Genomic DNA, 19,324 nt, shown 5'->3' with positions numbered 1-19,324 from the left:
CGTGCCCTCCCCTCAGGCCTTGGGGATGTCGAAGAGGCGGGTGAGGGCGCTGGCGAGGCCGATGTCGCCGCCGATCCTCACCTTGCGGGTCATGAACATCATCACGGGGCTGGCGTTGCCCGAGACGAGCTTCAGGAAGTCGGGCCCCGAGAGGGTGAGGGTGGTGCGCGGCTCGACGTCGGAGGCGCCCTCGGTGACGGTGCAGGCGCCGTCGGCGATGGCGCTCTCCCAGACGGCGGTGGGGTCCTCGTCGGTGCCGGTGACCTCCCAGCGGATGACGGCCTTCAGCGAGCCGGCCGCGTCGGGGCGGAAGAGGCGCTCCATGCGGCCGAAGATCTCCGTGAGGACGCGGGCGCGCAGCTCGCCGCGCATGAGCTCGGTGATCTCCTTGTTCGACAGCTTCTTGACCAGGGCGGCGAACTCGGCCGGGGTCACGCTCGCGAAGTCGAGGTCCTCGATGCCGCCGGGTGGCGTCGTGTCAGCCATCGGGGGGCTCCTTACCGGAAAGTAGACTTACCGAAGAGTAGATTACGGTGTTCCTGAGTAGCCTGACAAGGTGCCCATGACCGAGACGCCACGTCCCCGACGCCGCCTGCCGCGCACCGTCCGCGAGCAGGAGATCATCGACGCGGCGGTGCGCGTCTTCTCGCAGCGCGGCTACCGCGCCGCCGTCGTCGACGAGATCGCCGAGATGGCGGGCATCTCCAAGCCGATGGTCTACCTCTACCTCGGCTCGAAGGAGGGCCTGTTCGTCGCCTGCCTCAAGCGCGAGGCGCAGCGCCTGGTGGCCGCCTTCCGCGAGGCGGCCAGGGACGCGGCGCGGACGGGCGGCGAGCCGGCGGAGAGGCTGTGGGCGGGCCTGACGGCGTTCTTCCGCTTCGTCGCCGAGCACCGCGACAGCTGGGTGGTGCTCCACCGGCAGGCGCCCGAGCAGAGCGAGCGCATCGCGGCGGAGCTGGCGGAGGTCAGGCGCTCGGTCATGGCCGAGGTGGCCGGCCTGGTCGGCGAGGGCATCGACGCGGGCACGGCCGGGGGCACCGGCGGGGGCACGGCGGGAGACGTGGCGGGCGGCACGGGCGGGGGCGAGGAGGCCGCCGCCCGACTGGGACCGGACGACGCCGACTTCGTCGCCCACACCCTGGTCGGCGCGGCCGACGCGCTCACCGACTGGATGGAGCGCCACCCCGACGAGTCCCCCGAACGCGTCACGCTCCGCCTCATGAACGTCGTCTGGATCGGCATGCGCAACGTCCTGGCGGGCGAGATCTGGACCCCACCGAGCCGGCCGCCGGAAAGCTGAAAGCCGAGAACCGAGAACCGAGGACCGACGGCGGCCCTCACCGCCCGCCCCGGCCCCCACCCGGGCACGACCTACGGCTCGCGCGGCCGGGCGGCGAAGGCCGCCCACCGGTCGACGGCCTCTTCGAGCGTGAGCGCCGCGACCTCCGCCCGCGACATCCCCCCGGTGCGGATCAGGCGGTCGGCGAGCCAGTCCGGAACGGGCTCGGCGGGCGGCGTGCTCGCCACCCTGATCCCCGCGGCGAGACGCCCGAGTCGTTCGAACACGTCGGCGAGCTGCCTGAACTCGGGATGCCGCCCGGCCGACCACGACCACGAACCCGGACCGGCGGGCAGCGGTCGTCAGCCCCCTGGCATGACCGGCCCTACCAGCCCGACGCCTCGACCACCCGGGCCGCGATCTGCTCGACCGAGCGGCCGTCGGTCGGGACGCGGACGGTGTCCGGTGGGGCCTCGGCGTCGAGGTGGCGGGCCATGCGCAGGCTGCGCTCGATGTGGGGGGCGAGCTGCGAGCCGATCTCGCGCCCGGCGAGGCGCTCCCTGATCGTGGCCTCCTCCGCCGTGAGCAGGACGTACGTGGTGCGGACGGGCCCGCCGCCCATGGCGCGGCGCAGCATGGGGCCCTCCAGGATGCTCACGGTGTTGGTGTAGACCAGGCGGGTCTGGCCGAGGGCCGCGTAGTTCGCCCAGACCGAGGCCACGTTCCGCTCCGTGATCGCCGTGCGGTGCGGGTCGCCTTCGGGGGCCGGATGGACCTGGTCCATGTAGTCGCCCTCCAGGAAGCAGTGCGCCGTCCCCCTGGCCTGCAACAACGCCGTCACCTCCCAGCCGACCGAGGACTTCCCGACACCGGCCCCGCCGCCGATGAGCAGCAGCTCGCATGGATCGCGACACGTCATGGGCAACCAGCGTGGCAGGGCCGACGGGGCCGTGGTCGGGATTTTCGGCCCACTCCCGCCAGCGCCGGTCTGGTTGAGCGGCCGCTTCCGCGCTGAAGGCTGCCCCGCGGATTCCCGGCGCGCGCGTGACGCCTCGCGGCTCCTCCCCCAGGACCCACCGGGCCCCGGGCGGACGTGCCACCGAATGCCCGGGACGCCGCTCCCTGAACCACCGGGGATTACGGGTCAGCCTTCAGGCTCGACCCTCAACTCCACCGGCACCAAAAGAAACGGCGTCCCGGAACCCGTCGGAAAGGCCGCGCGACCCCGCCCCGGAACACTGCTCCGGAACGCTGCTCCGGAAGTGGATCACTCGCGGCGGATCAGCCCTGGTTGAGAACCGAGTACCGGCCCTCGATGTTGATCGAGGCGTTACTCAGGTTTCTGATGGTGACCCAGTAGGTGATGTAGTCGACCGACGCGCGCTCGACCGCCCAGCTCGAATCCACCTGGATCACCCCGGACGCCGGGGTCGTCGAGACGGCGTACCAGATGACGTGCCAACTGGCGGGCCAGTTGAAGGTGAACCACCGTCCGCTCGTTAACGCTCCGAGCGTCCCGGTGAACTGCACACCGGTCCGCGCGGCGAGCGGGGTGATCCCGCCGTCACCGGCGACCCCGGCCGCCGGACCGCCGTTGCGGGCGGACGCGCGGTCCGCGGCGCCCGACACGTCGCCTGCCTGCGACGCCGCCGCCGTTCCCACGCCGCCGAACGCCACCAGCGGAGCCGCCACGCCCGCGGAGAGCAGGCTGCCGCGCAGCAGACCACGGCGATCGAGTGGTGATGCCATGAAGAACCTCCGAAACATCTCGATGTCGCGCTTGCCGGCCGGCGTCTCCCGCCGACCCCGATCAGCGCCCCGCCCGCCGTATCCGCGGGCATGAACACGCGCCGCTTCCCCTCACGCCCATTTCCCGTCGGGCCGCTCGGCGGAATGCGGCCTCCACCATGTCAGCGCTTCCCTGCACAGACCTTGCGGCGACCTTGCGGAGCAGCCAGCATCGGGAATCTGCGGGCTTCCGCAACGGGCCGAACCACTCCGGGAGGACACGTGGAACTCCGATTACTGGGTGAAATGCAGGTGTGGTCGGCGGGTCGTCTCCTCGATTTGGGCACGCCGCGCCAACAGGCGGTGCTGGCCGCGCTCGTCGTTGACGCGCGAAGACCCGTCGCGATCCAGACCCTCGCCGCACGCGTCTGGGACGACGCACCGCCCACCGACCCCCGCGCGGTGCTGTACTCGCACCTGAGCCGCATCCGCCGCCTGCTCCGACAGGCCGCCGACTCCGACGGGGAGGAGGCGGTGCCGCTCGAACGACGACACGCCGGCTACGTGCTCGACCTCGACCCCGAACGCGTGGACCTGCACCGGTTCCGGCGCCTGGTCGACCTCGGCGGCGGCCAGCGGCAGGACGAGGCGACCCGGGCCGCCGCCCTCACCGAGGCCCTCGGGATGTGGCGGGGCACTCCCCTGGCCGGCCTGCCCGGCGAGTGGGCGGCACAGGTCCGTGACAGCCTGCGCCGCCGACGGCTGGACGCGGTGGTGCGGTGGGCGCAGCTCGAACTCCACCTCGGCCGCCCCAACGAGGTGGTCACCGCCCTGGCCGACCTCGTCGCCGAGTACCCGCTGGTCGAGCCGCTCGAAACGCTGCTCATGAGAGCCCTCTACACGACGGGGCGCGGCGCGGAGGCCCTCGACCGCTACTCCGCCGTCCGGCGGCGACTGGCCGACGGCCTCGGCACCGAGCCCGGTCCCGAACTGCGCGCCCTCCACCAGGCCCTGCTCCATGACGACCTGCCGCCACCGGTACCCGCGGGCGCGGTGCGGACGCTCGCGCCCCCACGGCCCCGCTCCACCCCGCCGCCCCCCGCGCGGGCCGAACCCCCGGACGACGCCACGTCACCCGCCACCCCACCCGCCACGCCACCCGTCACCCCATCCCGCACCCCATCCGGCACGCCACCCCGCCACCCCCGGCGGTGGCGGTGGCGGTCGAGGACGGCCGGGCGCCGCGCCCTGCTCGCCACCGCGATCGTGGTCGTCCTGTCGGCCGCGGTGCTGCTCGGCTCCTCCGCCTCGGACGACGATGTCGACGTCGACCCGACGGCACTCGACCGCGCGCAGGCGCTCTTCGCCGACGCCGCCCGGTACGACCGGGACGGCCGGACGCGGGAGGCGCGGGCGGCCGTCGTCGACGCGGCCCGGCTCTACGGCGAACTCATCGAACAGGACCCGGGCCGACACGCGCCCCCGCTCGCCTCCGCCGTCGTCGAGGCACTGATCCGGGCGGGCGTGGACTCCAGCGTGCCCGGGAACGCGCTGCGCGAGTGGCTCGCGAACCCGGCGTTCACGCCCTATCCGGCGATCGCCCAGGTGATCCTCGCCCGGGGGTGGCAGCTCAGGGACCCGGTGTTCCTCGACGTCATCGTCGCCAACTACGAGCAGGCGCCGGGCGTCGCGTCCCCCCGCGCGGCCGCGGACGTCGACCCGGGCGTCCTGCGAGCGGCGATCGTGGAGGGCTCGAACTCCCGCCACGGGACGCGGGTGACGGAGTTCGAACGACTCCTCGTTCCCTGAGTGACGAGCCGCGTCCCTACCTCCCGGCGGCCGGGTCGGCGGGCGCGTCGCGCGGCGGTCAGGCGAGGAGCGTCGCCAGGCCGTCCGCGAGGAGGGTGAAATCGTGGCGGCGGGGGCCGTCGCGGGCGACGCGGAAGCCGTGGCGGCGGCCCCAGAACGCGGCCTCGACGGCGTGGAACTGGGCCCAGCGTCGCACCCGGTCGCGGTCGAGCTCCGCCGCCTCGGCGAACAGGTCGAGGGCCCGGTGGACGGCGCCGGCCACGTCGTCGGCCTCGACCAGCGTCAGCGCGCGGGACTTCAGCAGCGTGCCGCCGTCGTAGGCGGGGTCGCCCACGTACCCCTTGGGGTCGACGGCCAGCCACGGCTCCCGGTCGGCGCGCAGGATGTTGCCGCCGTGGAGGTCGCCGTGGAGCAGGGTGTCCGGCTGCTCGCGGCCGAGGTCGCGGACGGTCGCGACGGCGGCGTCCACCACGCGCGGCGGCATCGTGTGGGTCAGTTCGGCGGCGTCGCTGCGCAGCTGCTCCTCCCAGGCGTCGGCCCGCTCGCTCAGCCGGGGCAGGCCGGGCGGCGCGGGCACGGCGAGGCGGTGGCTGATCCGGCCGGCGACCGTCAGCACCTCGTCGCCGTCGGCGACCTCGGTCAGGGTCGAGAGGTGGGCGCGCTCCAGCAGCATCGCGAAGCGCGCGTCGTCGCGTTCGTGGAGCAGGACGGCGCCGCGCCCGCGCCACGTGGCGAAGGCGTCCGGCTCGTGGACGTTGCCGGGGTGGGGGAAGGAGACCTTGAGCACGGCGGCGGTGTCCCGGGCCGGCCGCCGCACGGGGAGGACGAGGCCGACGGCGCCGTGCGCGGCCGGGCCGTCGGGCACGCAGCCCCAGCGTTCCAGCAGCTCGGCGACGATCCCGGGCAGCTCGGCCAGCCACGCCGCCCCGCGCTCTCCCTCACGTTCGACGGTGCCCCGAGCGAACGCCTCGGGTATCTCGGGTACCTGGGGAACCTCGGGAACCTCGGGTGTCTCGGCCATCCCGGCACCCTACGCGCCGGGCCGGCGGGCCGGGCGGTGGGTGGCGCTGGGGCCACGGGGGCACGGGTGGCGCGGGAGGCGTGACGGAACGCGACGGTGCTGATTCTCGCTCGACAGACACGACGGGCCCGCCCTTAGCTTCCCCCCATGGGTTCATCCGTCGATCCGGAACCTCGGGCTCCCGAGCACCAGGCGGCCGAGGCTCGCCCGCGCCTGGTGACCCGTCCGCTGCTGCTGCGCTTCGTGACGGTCGTCGGCTCCTCGGCGAGCTTCTTCCTGCTGCTGTCGGTCGCCCCGACGTACGCGCAGAGCGTGCCGGGCCGGGGCAGCGACCATGCGGGCCTGGTGACCGGTGCGCTGATGCTGGCCACGGTGGTCGGCGAGGTGATGGCCCCCTGGCTGGCCGCCCGCTGTGGCCACCGCGTGCTGCTGGGGGCGGGGCTGTTCCTGCTGGGTGCTCCGGCGCTGGTCCTGCCCCTGTCGCAGGGCATGGGGTGGATCGTGGCGGTGTGCCTCGTCCGGGGGCTCGGCTTCGCGTTCACGCTGGTGGCGGGTGGGGCGCTGACGGCGTCGCTGATCCCTCCCGAACGCCGGGGCGAAGGGTTGGCCCTGATCGGTGTCGTGGCCGGCGTGCCGTCGCTGGTGGGCCTGCCGCTCGGGGCCTGGCTGGCGTCGCACGCGGGGTACGGGCCGGTCTGCACGGCGGCGGCGCTGGCCGCCCTCGTCGCCATCGCCGCCGTCCCCGGCCTGCCCGGCCGGGAGGCGGCCCCGGGGCCGCCCCTGGGGATCCTCGCCGGGGCCCGTTCCGGCGCGCTCGGCCGCCCCATGGCCGTGTTCGCGGTGACGGCGGTGGGCGCAGGGATCATCGTCACCTTCCTGCCGCTGGCCGTGGGGCCGGGCCACGCCGGCGTGGTCGCCGCGGCGCTCTTCGTGCAGCCGGCCGCCGCGACCGCGTCCCGCTGGTTCGCCGGCCGGCGCGCCGACCGGCGCGGAGCCGCCGGGCTGGTCCTGCCGGGGCTGGTGGTCTCGGCCGCCGGCATCCTGCTCCTCGCCCTCACGGGCGTGCCCGTCGCGGTCGTCGCGGGCGCGGCGGTGTTCGGGATCGGCTTCGGCATCACCCAGAGCGCGACGATCACGCTGATGTACTCCCGGGTCCCGGCCTCCGGGTACGGGACGGTGAGTGCCCTGTGGAACGTCGCCTACGACGGGGGCATGGGCGTCGGCGCGGTCGGCTTCGGCGCGGTGGCCGGCCTGACCGGCTACCCCTGGGCGTTCGTCCTGACCACGCTGCTGACGCTGACGGCCCTCGTGCCCGCCTGGTGGGACCGCGCGGCGGCGCGCGGGCACGGGGGCCCTGCGGCGGGCGGGCACGACGCGGCGGGCGGTGCCGGGGGCGGTGCGCCGGCCCGTCCGTCCACCGGGGAGGAGGACAGGGGCGCGCCGGCGGAGCGGGAGCCGTGAGCGGTCGCGCGCCCCTCGCCCGCCGTCCGTGGGCGCGCCGGAGGAGACGGCTATGACGGGGTGACGCGCACCCGGCCCGTCAGGTGGGGCCGGGCGTCGGCCTCGGCCTTGGTCTCGGCCGCGGCCGCGGCCGCGTCGGGGCGACCGGCGGGGAGCAGGGCGAACTCGCCGGTGTCGGGGTGGGCGCGGAGGACGACGCGGGCCGGCAGGCGGATCGCGCGCTGGAACTCGACGGTGAACGTGAACGCGTCACCGGGGTCCGGCAGCGCCGCGAGACAGCGGGCCTTGGCCCACATGCCGTGGGCGATGGGCTGGCGGAAGCCGAACGGGCGGGACGTGAGCGGGTGGAGGTGGATGGGGTTGCGGTCGCCGGAGACGGCGGCGTAGCGGCGGCCGGTGTCGGCGGGGACGGGCCACGGCTCGTGGTCGACGCCCTCCGCCTCGGGAGCGCCGACGCGAGGGCTCGGGCGGCGCGCCTGGGTGGCCCTGTCGGGGCGGCGGTCGCGGTGGAGGTAGGTGCTGACCGACCGCCACACCCTCTCCCCCTCGGCGGTCTCCGCCCCGGCCTCGACGTCGAACACGACGCCGCTCGGGTGGGGCCGCGCCCCGCCGAGGGAGACGTGGTAGGTGAGGGGTTCGGCGACGCCGATCGGGCGGCGCTGCTCGACGGTGTTCGCCAGGTGGACCAGGCCCAGTACGGGGAACGGCACGTCGCGGCGCGTCATCAGCGCCAACGCGGCCGGGAACGCCACCAGGTGCGGGTACGTCGCGGGCAGCGTCCGTCGGGCGGCCTCGGCGGGGAAGCCGCACACGGCGGCGTAGCGGGCGACGCGGCGGGGGCTCGCCGCCACGTCGCGCAGGACGAGGGCGTGGCGGGGCACGTCCTCGCGCCCCGGGCCGCCGCGCCGCGCCGGCAGGACCGCGCGGGCGTAGGAGGGGAGCAGGGACGGCGGGCTCGTGCGCACGCGGACGGTGGGGGCTGCGCTCACGACGTCACGCCCCCAGCAGGCCCTGGCCGCAGACGCGCAGCACCTGGCCGGTCACGGCGCCGCTGCCCGGCGAGGCGAGGTAGGCCACGGCCTCGGCGACGTCCACGGGCTGGCCGCCCTGCTTCAGGCTGTTGAGGCGGCGGCCCGCCTGGCGCAGGAAGAACGGCATGGCGGCCGTCATGCGGGTCTCGACGAAGCCGGGGGCGACGGCGTTGGCGGTGACGCCGCGCGCCGCGAGCGTCTCGTCGGCGGCCAGGGACTGGACGAGGCCGATGACGCCGGCCTTGCTGGCCGCGTAGTTGGTCTGGCCCGGGTTGCCGGCGATGCCGCTGATGGAGGAGGTGCACACGATGCGGCCGTGGTCGCGCAGGAGGGGCAGCAGGCCGGTCGTCATGCGCTCGACGGCGGCGAGGTTGACCTCCAGCACCTGCCGCCAGCCCTGGGCGTCCATGCGGCCCAGCGTCCGGTCGCGGGTGATGCCCGCGTTGTGGACGAGGACGTCGAGGCCGTCGAGGCCGCCGGCCGCCTCGGTGAGCCGCTCGGCGGCGTTCTCGGCGGTCAGTTCGGTGACGTCGAGCAGCACCGGGGTGCCGCCGAGCCGTTCGGCGAGCCGCGTGAGGGGTTCGGCCTGGGAGGGGACGTCGAGGCAGACGACGTGGGCGCCGTCGCGGTGGAGGGTCTCGGCGACGGCCGCGCCGATGCCCTGGGCAGCCCCGGTGACGAGGGCGGTGCGGCCGTCGAGCGGCCGGTCCCAGTCGGCGGGGGCCGGCGCGGGAGCGGCGTCGGGGCCCGTGCCGAGGCGGACGACCTGGCCGGAGACGTAGGCGGAACGGGCCGACAGCAGGAAGCGGAGGGTGGCCTCGATCGTGTCCTCCGCGCCGGGGGCGACGAGGACGAGCTGCGCGGTCGAGCCGTCGCGCAGCTCCTTTCCGGCGGAGCGGACGAAGCCCTCCAGCGCGCGCTGCGCGACGGCCTCCGCCCGGGTGGCGGCCCGCTCGGGCGGCGTGCCGAGCACGACGAGCCGGCCGGAGGGGGTCAGGCTACGGATGCGCGGGTGGAAGAACGCGTGCAGCTCGGCCAGCCGCTCGCTGTCGGTGATGCCGGTGGCGTCGAAGACGAGGGCGCCCGGCCGTTCGGCGTTCTCGCCGGCCGGGGACGTCTCGACGTCTCGGGACGTCTCGACGACCCGGGCGTCGCAGGACTCCAGGGCGGCGCGGAGCGCCTTGGTCAGCCGGCCGCCGCCGTCGCCGTCGCCGTCGGCGCCCGGGGCGCCGCCGAGGACGACGGGACCCCGGGCGACGGCGGCGCCCGCCTGGTGGCGGGCGAGCTCGACGGGGCGCGGCAGCCCGAGGCGGCGGGTGACGAGGCGGCCCGCGCGGCTGTTGGCGAAGGCGAGATAGCGATCGGCCATTGCAATCCTCCCTACCAGAGGGTAAGTCTACTGAAAGGTTAAGCAACGCGATGCGGCTCGGGGAAGCGGGGACGGGACCGGACATGCGGACGGACACGCGGACCGACACCGACACCGACACCGGCACCGGCACGGAAGTGGGGACGACGGTATGACAGCGGCGCAGGCGCTCGGCTCCGGCAGCCGGCGGGTGGCGATCCTCGGCGGCAACCGCATCCCCTTCGCACGCGCCGACGGCCCCTACGCGACCGCGTCCAACCAGGACATGCTGCTCGCCGCCCTCGCCGGCCTGGTGGAACGGTTCGGGCTCGCCGGCGAGGTGCTCGGCGAGTTCGCCGCCGGCGCGGTCCTCAAGCACAGCCGGGACTTCAACCTCGCCCGCGAGGTCGTCCTCGGCAGCGCGCTCGACAGCCGCACCCCGGCGTTCGACGTCCAGCAGGCGTGCGGCACCGGCCTGGAGGCCGTCATCCTCGTCGCCAACAAGATCGCCCTCGGCCAGATCGAGTGCGGCGTCGCCGGCGGCGTCGACACCGCGAGCGACGCGCCGCTCGGCCTCAACGACGAGCTGCGCCGCGTCCTGCTGGGCGCCCGGCGGGCGGGTTCGCTCGGCGGCCGGCTGCGGGCCCTCACCCGGGTGCGGCCCCGGCACGTCGTGCCGGACATCCCGCGTAACGCCGAGCCCCGCACCGGCCTGTCGATGGGCGAGCACGCGGCGCTGACCGCCGCCGCCTGGGACATCGACCGCGCCGCGCAGGACGCGTTCGCCGCCACCAGCCACCAGCGGCTCGCCGCCGCCTACGAGCGCGGCTTCCTCGACGACCTCCTGACGCCCTTCCGAGGGGTGACGCGGGACGGGAACCTGCGGCCGGACAGCACGCCGGAACGGCTCGCCCGCCTGAAGCCGGTCTTCGGCGAGACGATGACGGCGGGCAACTCCACGCCGCTGACGGACGGCGCCGCGACGGTCCTGCTGGCCAGCGAGGAGTGGGCGGCCGAGCGCGGCCTGCCCGTGCTGGCGTACCTCACGCACGTGGCGACCGGCGCCGTCGACTTCCTCACCGACCGGCCGCGCGAGGACGGCCTGCTGATGGCGCCGGTCTACGTCGTGCCCCGGCTGCTGGACAGGGCCGGGCTGACCCTGGCCGACCTCGACCTGGTCGAGATCCACGAGGCGTTCGCCTCCCAGGTGCTGGCCACCCTGGCCGCCTGGGAGGACCCGGCGTTCTGCGAGGAGCGGCTCGGACGCGAGACGCCGCTGGGCGCGGTGGACCGCGCGCGGCTCAACGTCACGGGCTCCTCGCTCGCCACCGGGCACCCCTTCGCCGCGACGGGCGGGCGCATCGTGGCCACGCTCGCGAAGCTGCTCGGCGAACGCGGCGGCGGGGCGCGCGGCCTGGTCTCGATCTGCGCGGCGGGCGGGCAGGGCGTGACGGCGCTGCTCCAGGCGCCCGAGGCCGCCGTGGAGTGACCGCCACACGGGACAGCCGCACGTGACCGCCACACGCGACCGCCGCAGCCGACGTCGAGGCCACCCGGCCGCCACGACTCCCTCGAACCCACCGACCCCGACCGACCCCGACGACGCCACGAAGGAGTGACACGACGTGGGTGCCCGCCGTGATCTGAAGAGGGCGAGCCGCCGCCCGGACCTGGCCGACCGCGTGACGGTCGAGGTCGAGCGCGACGCCGACGGCACGGTCCGCGAGGCGCGGACCTCCGCGCTCGTCGCGCCGCTGGCGAAGGGCAGCCTCGCCGAGCTGCCGTTCACCAACGCCGAGGAGGCGCCCGACGCGGTCGTCGTGCGGCGGCCGGCGGGCGACGGGAGCTGGGAGCCGCTGACCGCCGCCGCGTTCGCCCGTGACGTCTCGGAGGTGGCGCGCGGCCTGATCGCCGCCGGCCTGGAGCCGGGCGGGCGGGTCGCGGTGATGTCGCGCACCCGCTACGAGTGGGCCGTGCTGGACTTCGCGACGTGGGCGGCGGGCGGTCAGACCGTTCCGATCTACCCCACCTCCTCGGCCGAGCAGGTCGCGTGGATCGTGCGGGACGCGGACGTGCGGCTCGTCGTCGTCGAGACGGCCGAGCACGCCGCGACGGCCGAGCCGGTGATCGACGGCCGGCCGCTGTGGCGCCTCGACGGCGACGGGACCGACGGCGGGACCGGCAGGACCGGGGACGGCGGCGAGGCGCAGGCGGGTGCGGGCGCGCTGGCGCGGCTCGCCGCACTGGGCCGGGAGGTGCCCGAGTCGGAACTCGCCGCCCGCAGGGCCGCCCTGACCCCCGACGACGTCGCGACCGTCGTGTACACCTCGGGCACCACCGCCCGCCCCAAGGGCTGCGTGATCACCCACGCCAACCTCCACGCCGAGGCGGCCAACCTCGTCGAACTGCTCCACCCCGTCTTCGTGGAGGTCACCCACCAGGCGGCCTCGACGCTCGTCTTCCTGCCGCTGGCGCACATCCTGGGCCGGACCATCCAGATCGCCTGTCTCGCCGCCCGGATCGAGATCGGCCACTGCCCCAGCGTGAAGCCGGACGAGCTGCGGCCGCAGCTCGCCTCCTTCAGGCCCACCTTCCTCGTCGGCGTGCCGTACGTCTTCGAGAAGATCCACGCCACGGGCCGGGCCCAGGCCGAACGCATCGGGCGCGGCGCCTCCTTCGACCGCTCCGAGCGGGTCGCGGTGGCGTACGCGGAGGCCTCGCTGCGCGCGTACTTCGGGACGGGCCCGGGGCCCGGCCTCGGGCTGCGGCTGGCGCGCGGCCTGTACGACCTGCTGGTGTACCGGCGGATCCGGGCGGCGCTGGGCGGGCGGATCCGGTACGCGATCAGCGGCGGCTCGCCGTTGGACCGGCGGCTGAACCTCTTCTTCTACGGCTGCGGCATCCTCGTCTACGAGGGGTACGGCCTGACCGAGACCACCTCGGCCGCGACGCTGATCCCGCCGCTGGCGCCCCGGCCCGGCACGGTGGGGCAGCCGGTTCCCGGCACGGAGGTGCGGATCGCCGACGACGGCGAGGTGCTGGTGCGCGGCGGCATCGTGTTCGACTCGTACTGGAACAACGCGGCGGCCACGCGCGAGGCGCTGGGCGAGGACGGCTGGTTCGCCACGGGCGACCTCGGGCGGCTGGACGAGCAGGGGTACCTGACGATCACCGGCCGGAAGAAGGACATCCTCGTCACCAGCGGCGGCAAGAACGTCTCGCCGAGCCTGCTGGAGGACCGGCTGCGCAGCCGCCCCCTGGTCGGGCAGTGCATGGTCGTCGGCGACAACCGGTCCTACGTCGCGGCGCTGGTGACGCTGGAGGCCGACGCCGTGGCGCACTGGCTGTCGGTGCGCGGGCGGCCGGTGGACACGCCGGTGGCGGAGCTGTGCGAGGACCCGGAGGTGCGGGCGGAGGTGCAGCGGGCCGTGGACTACGCGAACGAGGCGGTGTCGCGGGCGGAGTCGATCCGCAGGTTCGTGATCGTGCCGGGCGAGTTCAGCGAGGAGAACGGGCTGCTGACGCCGTCGCTGAAGGTCAGGCGCCACGCGGTCGCGACGTCCTACGCGACGGAGATCGCCCGGCTGTACACGTAGCACCCCGGGACGGTGTGCCGGGAGGGGCCGGGGAGGGCCGCGAAGCCCGCACGGGCGGGGCGGGGGCGTGCGATGCTGGGCTTCGTGGTGAGGGATCCGATGGCCGCCGAAGGCGCTCGGCGCAACCCGGAGTTGCGCCGGGTCGCGATGCGGCGGCAGGTGGCCGAGGCCGGCTTCGTGCGGGTGGACGAGCTGGCCCGCCGCTACGGCGTGAGCATCATGACCGTCCACCGCGACCTCGACGCGCTGGAGCGGCGCGGCTTCCTGCACAAGGTGCGCGGCGGCGCGACCAGCGCCCCGACCACCACCTTCCACGGCGACCTCGAACACCGGATGCAGGCGCAGGTGGAGGCGAAGGAGGCCATCGCGCGGGAGACGTTGGCCAGCGAGGTGGAGCCGGGGCAGGTGATCGCGCTGGACGACAGCACCACCTCGCTGATGCTGGCGCGGCTGCTGCCCGAACGCGCGCCGCTGACGGTCGTCACGCACTTCCTGCCGGTGATCCGGGCGCTGGCGGCCCAGCCGGGCATCGAGCTGGTGGGGCTCGGCGGGCGGTACGACGCGTCGTACGACTCCTTCCTCGGCCAGGCGACGGCGGAGGCCGCCGCGGACTTCCGGCCCGACGTGCTGTTCCTGTCCACGACGGCGGTGGTCGAGGGCGTCTGCTACGTCCAGTCGCTGAACACGATGATCACGCGGCGGGCGTTGATCGCCTCGGCGGCGCGGAGCGTCGCGTTGATCGACCACACGAAGTTCGACCGCAGGGCGCCGCACCGGCTCGTGGCCGTCAGTGGCCTCGACCGGGTGGTGGTCGACGACCGCGCTCCGCGGCAGACGGTGCGCGAGCTGCGGGCCAGGGGCGCGCGCGTCGACGTGGTGCCCGTCGCCGCCTGACCGCCCGGCCTCCCGATCGCGGCGGAGCCGGCTCCCGGCCGTTCCCGTCACCTCCGCTCGCCGTCGGCGATGCGATGTCATGTGAAGTTCGACCGCTCCGTGACCCGTTCGTTATCTCCACGCACTCCTCTCACCTGGGCTTTCGACACATGCCCGCTGAGGTGACACACCGTCAGTGTTAAAAGTTGCGATCTTCTGCGGGGCGCGGTCTCATACCGGTGCTTCTGGCTCGCTCCGAGAGGGTTTGGCAATGGCGCTGAACGAACCGGTCGCGGTGTGCGTGGACGCCGGCACCACGGTCATCAAGGCGGTCGTCTTCGACGCCGCCGGGCGGGAACTCGTCGTCGCCCACCGCGACACCGCCGTGCGCCACCCGCGCCCGGAGCGGGCGGAGCAGGACATGGACGAGGTGTGGGCCGCCGTCGTCGGCGCCGTCCGCGAGGCCCACCAGCGGACGGGCGCGCCGCCCGTGCGGCTCCTCGCCCTCACCGCGCAGGGCGACGGCGCGTGGCTGGTGGACCGCGCCCACCGGCCCGTCCGCCCGGCCGTGCTGTGGAACGACGCCCGCGCCGCCGACCTCGTCCGCCGCTGGCGCGCCGACGGTGTGCTGGAGCGCGCCTTCCGCCGCAACGCCTCGCTCACCAACGCCGGCCTGCCCAACGCGATCCTCCGCGCCCTCGCCGTCGAGGAGCCGGACGCCCTCGCCGCCGCCCACGCCGTCCTGACCTGCGGCGGCTGGCTGTACCTGCGCCTGACGGGCGTGCTCGGCCTCGACCCGTCGGACGCCTCGGCCCCCTGGCTGGACCTGCGCGGCGCCGCCGAACGGGACGCCGCGGGAGGGAACGCCGCAGGGCGCGGCGGCGGGCCGGCGTACTCGGACGAACTCCTCGCCGCCTACGGCCTGACCGAGCACCGCGAGCTCCTGCCGCCCCTCCTCACCGGCTCCGACCGCACCGCCCCCCTGGCCGGCGACGCCGCCGAAGCCCTCGGCCTGCCCCCGGACACGCCCGTCGTCCTCGCGCCGTACGACATCGTCACCACCGCGCTGGGCAACGGCACCACCGCCGCGGGCCAGGCCACCTGCGTCCTCGGCACGACGCTCTGCACCGAGATCCTGGTCGACCAGGCCGCGCTGGACACCGACGGCGAGCCCGCGGGCCTGACCCTCGACTTCGGCGCGCCGCCGCTGCTGATGCGCGCCTTCCCCACCCTCGCCGGCACCGGCGTCCTCGACTGGACCGTCGAGCTGCTCGGCCTGCGCGACCACGCGGAGCTGTCGGAGCTGGCCGCCCGCGTGCCGCCGGGCTCCCACGGGCTGCGGGTGCTGCCGTACCTCTCACCCGCGGGAGAGCGGGCGCCGTTCCTCGACCCGTCGGCCAGCGGCCTGGTCACCGGCCTGCTCTTCACCCACCGCCGCGAGCACCTCGCCCGCGCCGTGCTCGAAGGGCTGGCGCACGTCATCCGGGACTGCCTGGCCGCCGCGCCGCACCGGCCCGCCGAGCTGGCGCTGTGCGGCGGCGGCGCGGCGAGCGCGCTGTGGTGCCAGCTGATCGCGGACGTCACGGGCGTGGAGACGGTCACCACCGAGGACAGCCAGGTCGGCGCCAAGGGCGCGCTGGTCTTCGCGTTGACCGCGCTCGGCGACCACCCCTCGCTGTCCTCCGCCGCGGCGGCCCTCGTGCGCCGGCGCCGGCGCTGCGAGCCGTCGCCCGAGGCGCGCGAGGTCCACGACCGCGACCACGCCGAGTTCCTCGCCACGCGCGAGCTGGCCGCGAGCCGCTGGACGGGCTGGCGCGCCGATGCCTGAGCCCGTCTGGATCGGCGTCGACCTCGGCACGCAGAGCGTGCGGGCCCTGGCCGTCGACGGCGCGAACGGCGCCACGCTGGCCGCCGCCTCCCGGCCGCTGCGCAGCCACCGCGAGGGACCGCGCCACGAACAGGACCCGGCCAGCTGGTGGGAGCGGACGGCCGAGGCGCTCGCCGCGCTGACGACGGCGCTCGACCCCGCCTCCCTGCGGGCGGTCGGCGGCCTCGCGGTGTGCGCCACCTCCGGCACGGGCCTGCTGACCGGGCCCAACGGCACCCCCCTGACGCCGGGTCTGATGTACGACGACGGCCGCGCGGGCACGGACGCGGCGGCCGAGGCGCAGCGGGCGGGCGCCGGGCTGTGGCAGCGCCTCGGGTACCGCATGCAGCCGGCCTGGGCGCTGCCGAAGCTGCTGTGGTGGCGGGATCGGGGCCTGCTGACGGGCGGTGTGCGGTTCGCGCACCAGCCGGACGTGGTGACCGCCGCGCTCGTCGGGCGGCCCGTGGCCAGCGACTCCAGCCACGCCCTGAAGACCGGCTACGACCTGCTCGCGGAGCGGTGGCCGGAGGCCGTGCTGACGCGGCTCGGACTCGACCCGGCGTCGCTGCCCGAGGTGGTGCGGCCGGGCACCGTGCTCGGGACGGTGTGCCGCGCCGCCGCCGCCCGCACCGGGCTGCCCGCCGGCACCCCGGTCGTCGCGGGCATGACCGACGGCTGCGCCGCGCAGCTGGCGGCGGGGGCGCTCGGCGTCGGCGAGTGGAACTCGGTCCTCGGCACCACTCTCGCCCTCAAGGGCGTCAGCGCCTCGCTTCCGCACGACCCGACCGGCGCGGTCTACTCCCACCGCGCGCCCCACGACGAGCTGTGGCTGCCCGGCGGCGCCTCCAGCACGGGCGCGGGCGCGGTCCGCCTGCTCTTCCCCGACGCCGACGCCCGCGCGCTCGACGCGCTGACGGCGGCGGCGGCGCGCGTCGAGCGGGAGGGACGCCGGCTGCCGGTGTGCTATCCGCTGGCCGGGCACGGCGAACGCTTCCCGTTCGTGGCGCCGACGGCCCGCGGCTTCCTCGGCGACGGCCCGATGGCCTTCCCTCCGGGAGCCGAGCCCGCCGAGGTGTTCGCCGCGGTCTGCGCCGGGGTGGCGTACGTCGAACGGCTCTCCTTCGAGGTGCTCGCGGCGGCCGGCTCGGACGTCGGCGGCCCCGTCGCGTTCACCGGCGGCGCGGCCCGGAACCCGTGGTGGAACCAGCTGCGGTGCGACGTGCTCGGCGTGCCCGTGCGGCTGCCGTCGAACCCGGAGCCGGCGCTCGGCATGGCGGTCCTCGCGGCCGGCGCGCTCGGCGGCGACATCCCGGGCGCGGCCCGCCGCCTGGTGCGGCTGGAGGGCACCCTCACGCCGGACCCGGCGCGCAGCGCCGCCCACGAGGAGCCCTACCGGGACCTTCTCGCGCGCCTCGTCGAACGCGGCTGGCTCGACCCACGGTTCTCACCCCCCACCCACGTCCCCCCTCCCTCCCCCACCCACCTCGACCAGGCGACGGAACGCGACCAGGCGACGGAAGAAGAGGAACGACCATGACCGAACCGATTCCGGTGCTGGCCGCCGGCGATCACTTCGTGCTGAACCGGCTCCTGGTCGAGGCGCTCCACGCCGAGACGGACCCCGCCGCCTGGGACGTCCGCGAGCTGGAGCTGCCCTGGCCCCACGTGCCGTTCGGCCGGGTCGCCGAGGTCGACGAGGCGTCGGGCACCGAGGAGCAGCTGATCGAGGCGCTCTCCGGGGTGCGGGTCTGCCTGACCCAGATGGCGCCGCTGACCTCCCGCGTCCTGGCGGCCTGCCCCGACCTCGAACTCTTCGCCGTCTCCCGGGGCGGCCCGGTCAACGCCAACCTCGCGGCGGCCACCGAGCAGGGCGTCGCCGTCACCTTCACCCCCGGCCGGAACGCCGAGTCCACCGCCGAGCACACCCTGGGCCTGATGCTCGCCGCCATGCGCCGCATCCCGCAGGCGCACGCCGGCACGGTCGCGGGCCGCTGGGACAGCGGGCTGTACGCGTACGACGAGACGGGCCTGGAGATCGCGGGCAGCACGGTCGGGCTCGTCGGCGCGGGCGCCATCGGCCGGCGGGTCGCGGCGGCGCTGGTGGCGCTCGGCGCGACGGTGCTGGTGGCCGACCCGTACGTGGACCCGGCGACGTTGCCGCCGGGGGCGCGGCGGGTGGAGCTGCCCGAACTGCTCGCCTCCTCCTCCGTGGTGTCGCTCCACGCCCGGCTCACCGACGAGACGAGAGGGCTCATCGGCGGCGCCGAGCTGGCGGCGATGCCGCGCGGCTCCGTGCTGGTCAACTGCGCCCGTGGCGGCCTGGTCGACCACGCGGCGCTGGCCGCGGCCCTCCACGGCGGGCACCTGTTCGCCGCGGGACTGGACGTGTTCGACGTCGAGCCGCTGCCGGCGGACCATCCGTTGCGCGGGGCGCCCAACCTCGTGCTGACGCCGCACCTGGCGGGCGCCAGCCGCATGGTCGCGCGGCGCGCGGCGCGCATGGTCGCGGCCGAGGCCGGCCGCTGGCTGCGCGGCGAGCCGCCGTTGCACCACGCCAACCCGCCGGCGGTGACCCCGTGACGGACGGCACGGACCGCGTGAGCGGGACGGACGGCGGCGGCGTGGGCCGGCTCCTGCTGGTGCGGCACGCCGAGACCGTGTGGCACCGGGAGAACCGGTACGCCGGCGCGCGCAGCGACCCGGAGCTGACCGCGAACGGCCTGCGGCAGGTCGCGGCCCTGGCCGACGCGGCGCCCGCCGAGGGCGTCCGGGCCGTCGTCAGCTCCCCGCTGCGCCGCGCCGTCCGCACCGCGGCGCCGGCCGCCGAGGCCCTCGGGCTGCCGGTCGAGGTGGTGCCGGAGCTGCGCGAGGTCGACTTCGGCGAGCTGGAGGGCCGCACCCGCGCGGAGGTCGCGGCGAGCGACCCCGAGCTGGTGCGCCGCTTCGTCGCCGACCCGGTGGCGAACCCGTTCCCCGGCGCAGAGCCGCCGCTGGACGCCGCCGCGCGGGCGGCGGCGGCGCTGCGCGCGGTCGCCGGCCGACACGGGCGGCGCGGCACGGACCCGGTGCTCGTCGTCGCGCACAGCACGCTGCTGCGGCTCGCGCTGTGCTCACTGCTCGGCCTGCCCGTCGCCGCCTACCGGCGGATCCTCCCCCGGCTGGACAACGTCGCCGTCACCGAACTGGCCGTCCCCGCAGACCCGACGCTCCCCGTCTCCCTCCTCTCCCTCAACCGACGCCTCGTCACCCCCTCCCCGGCACCGCCACGGCCTGACGACGCCACGGCCTGACGACGCCACGGCCCGCTGACC

At 75.8% G+C, this 19,324-nt stretch carries 17 protein-coding genes; 10 read left to right on the top strand and 7 right to left on the bottom strand.

The features are described from left to right. Positions 1-12: 12 nt before the first annotated feature. Positions 13-486 carry an SCP2 sterol-binding domain-containing protein gene (locus tag ACTWP5_RS21295; RefSeq protein ID WP_443222641.1) on the bottom strand — a complete coding sequence of 158 codons (474 nt, stop codon included), beginning with the start codon at positions 484-486 and terminating at the stop codon, positions 13-15. A gap of 76 nt (positions 487-562) precedes the next feature. On the opposite strand from ACTWP5_RS21295, the gene ACTWP5_RS21290 reads away from it, so the two are divergent. Then, positions 563-1,300 (top strand): TetR/AcrR family transcriptional regulator, encoded by a 738-nt coding sequence (locus ACTWP5_RS21290; RefSeq protein WP_443222640.1) that lies wholly within the window; start codon positions 563-565, stop codon positions 1,298-1,300. 71 nt (positions 1,301-1,371) lie between these two features. On the opposite strand, the gene ACTWP5_RS21285 is transcribed toward ACTWP5_RS21290, so the two are convergent. The 3 genes from ACTWP5_RS21285 to ACTWP5_RS21275 all read right to left on the bottom strand — a co-directional run bounded on the left by ACTWP5_RS21285 (position 1,372) and on the right by ACTWP5_RS21275 (position 3,028). Then, positions 1,372-1,566 (bottom strand): hypothetical protein, encoded by a 195-nt coding sequence (locus tag ACTWP5_RS21285; RefSeq protein ID WP_443222639.1) that lies wholly within the window; start codon positions 1,564-1,566, stop codon positions 1,372-1,374. 98 nt (positions 1,567-1,664) lie between these two features. After that, positions 1,665-2,198 (bottom strand): hypothetical protein, encoded by a 534-nt coding sequence (locus ACTWP5_RS21280; protein WP_443222638.1) that lies wholly within the window; start codon positions 2,196-2,198, stop codon positions 1,665-1,667. Between the two features lie 362 nt (positions 2,199-2,560). After that, entirely contained in the window at positions 2,561-3,028 is a 468-nt protein-coding gene (locus ACTWP5_RS21275; protein WP_443222637.1) for a hypothetical protein, read from the bottom strand. 261 nt (positions 3,029-3,289) lie between these two features. Here ACTWP5_RS21275 and ACTWP5_RS21270 point away from each other — a divergent pair, with 261 nt between their 5' ends. Next, positions 3,290-4,816, top strand: coding sequence for an AfsR/SARP family transcriptional regulator (locus ACTWP5_RS21270; RefSeq protein WP_443222636.1), 1,527 nt, complete (start codon positions 3,290-3,292; stop codon positions 4,814-4,816). Positions 4,817-4,874: 58 nt separating this feature from the next. Here ACTWP5_RS21270 and ACTWP5_RS21265 read toward each other — a convergent pair whose 3' ends face one another. Then, positions 4,875-5,837 carry an aminoglycoside phosphotransferase family protein gene (locus ACTWP5_RS21265; RefSeq protein WP_443222635.1) on the bottom strand — a complete coding sequence of 321 codons (963 nt, stop codon included), beginning with the start codon at positions 5,835-5,837 and terminating at the stop codon, positions 4,875-4,877. 147 nt (positions 5,838-5,984) lie between these two features. On the opposite strand from ACTWP5_RS21265, the gene ACTWP5_RS21260 reads away from it, so the two are divergent. After that, on the top strand, positions 5,985-7,298 hold the full coding sequence (locus ACTWP5_RS21260; protein ID WP_443222634.1) for an MFS transporter: 1,314 nt from the start codon (positions 5,985-5,987) through the stop codon (positions 7,296-7,298). A 50-nt stretch (positions 7,299-7,348) separates the two neighbouring features. On the opposite strand, the gene ACTWP5_RS21255 is transcribed toward ACTWP5_RS21260, so the two are convergent. Together ACTWP5_RS21255 and ACTWP5_RS21250 are read right to left on the bottom strand one after the other, a co-directional pair. Next, on the bottom strand, positions 7,349-8,287 hold the full coding sequence (locus tag ACTWP5_RS21255) for a MaoC family dehydratase (protein WP_443222633.1): 939 nt from the start codon (positions 8,285-8,287) through the stop codon (positions 7,349-7,351). Positions 8,288-8,291: 4 nt separating this feature from the next. Then, positions 8,292-9,698, bottom strand: coding sequence for a 3-oxoacyl-ACP reductase (locus ACTWP5_RS21250; protein ID WP_443222632.1), 1,407 nt, complete (start codon positions 9,696-9,698; stop codon positions 8,292-8,294). Between the two features lie 151 nt (positions 9,699-9,849). On the opposite strand from ACTWP5_RS21250, the gene ACTWP5_RS21245 reads away from it, so the two are divergent. The 7 genes from ACTWP5_RS21245 (at position 9,850) to ACTWP5_RS21215 (ending at position 19,303) form a co-directional block, all read left to right on the top strand. Then, positions 9,850-11,166 carry an acetyl-CoA C-acetyltransferase gene (locus ACTWP5_RS21245; protein WP_443222631.1) on the top strand — a complete coding sequence of 439 codons (1,317 nt, stop codon included), beginning with the start codon at positions 9,850-9,852 and terminating at the stop codon, positions 11,164-11,166. A gap of 136 nt (positions 11,167-11,302) precedes the next feature. Further along, the gene (locus ACTWP5_RS21240) at positions 11,303-13,273 is read left to right on the top strand and encodes an AMP-dependent synthetase/ligase (RefSeq protein ID WP_443222630.1); all 1,971 of its coding nucleotides are present in this window, start codon (positions 11,303-11,305) and stop codon (positions 13,271-13,273) included. A gap of 99 nt (positions 13,274-13,372) precedes the next feature. Beyond that, positions 13,373-14,167 (top strand): DeoR/GlpR family DNA-binding transcription regulator, encoded by a 795-nt coding sequence (locus tag ACTWP5_RS21235; RefSeq protein ID WP_443222629.1) that lies wholly within the window; start codon positions 13,373-13,375, stop codon positions 14,165-14,167. Between the two features lie 250 nt (positions 14,168-14,417). Beyond that, positions 14,418-15,974: an FGGY family carbohydrate kinase gene (locus ACTWP5_RS21230; protein ID WP_443222628.1), complete on the top strand. Its 1,557-nt coding sequence runs from the start codon at positions 14,418-14,420 to the stop codon at positions 15,972-15,974. After that, on the top strand, positions 15,967-17,550 hold the full coding sequence (locus tag ACTWP5_RS21225; protein WP_443222627.1) for an FGGY-family carbohydrate kinase: 1,584 nt from the start codon (positions 15,967-15,969) through the stop codon (positions 17,548-17,550). Before ACTWP5_RS21230 ends, ACTWP5_RS21225 begins: the two co-directional genes overlap by 8 nt. Continuing rightward, positions 17,547-18,593 carry an NAD(P)-dependent oxidoreductase gene (locus tag ACTWP5_RS21220; protein ID WP_443222626.1) on the top strand — a complete coding sequence of 349 codons (1,047 nt, stop codon included), beginning with the start codon at positions 17,547-17,549 and terminating at the stop codon, positions 18,591-18,593. Before ACTWP5_RS21225 ends, ACTWP5_RS21220 begins: the two co-directional genes overlap by 4 nt. Next, positions 18,590-19,303 carry a histidine phosphatase family protein gene (locus tag ACTWP5_RS21215; protein ID WP_443222625.1) on the top strand — a complete coding sequence of 238 codons (714 nt, stop codon included), beginning with the start codon at positions 18,590-18,592 and terminating at the stop codon, positions 19,301-19,303. Before ACTWP5_RS21220 ends, ACTWP5_RS21215 begins: the two co-directional genes overlap by 4 nt. The last annotated feature ends 21 nt before the right edge of the window (positions 19,304-19,324 follow it).

Origin of the sequence: Streptomyces sp. 4N509B (assembly GCF_052245655.1) — a bacterium.
Taxonomy (GTDB): Bacteria; Actinomycetota; Actinomycetes; order Streptomycetales; family Streptomycetaceae; genus Streptomyces.
The sequence above is the reverse complement of the archived record's forward strand: the minus strand, read 5'-3'. Positions and strand labels throughout refer to the sequence as shown.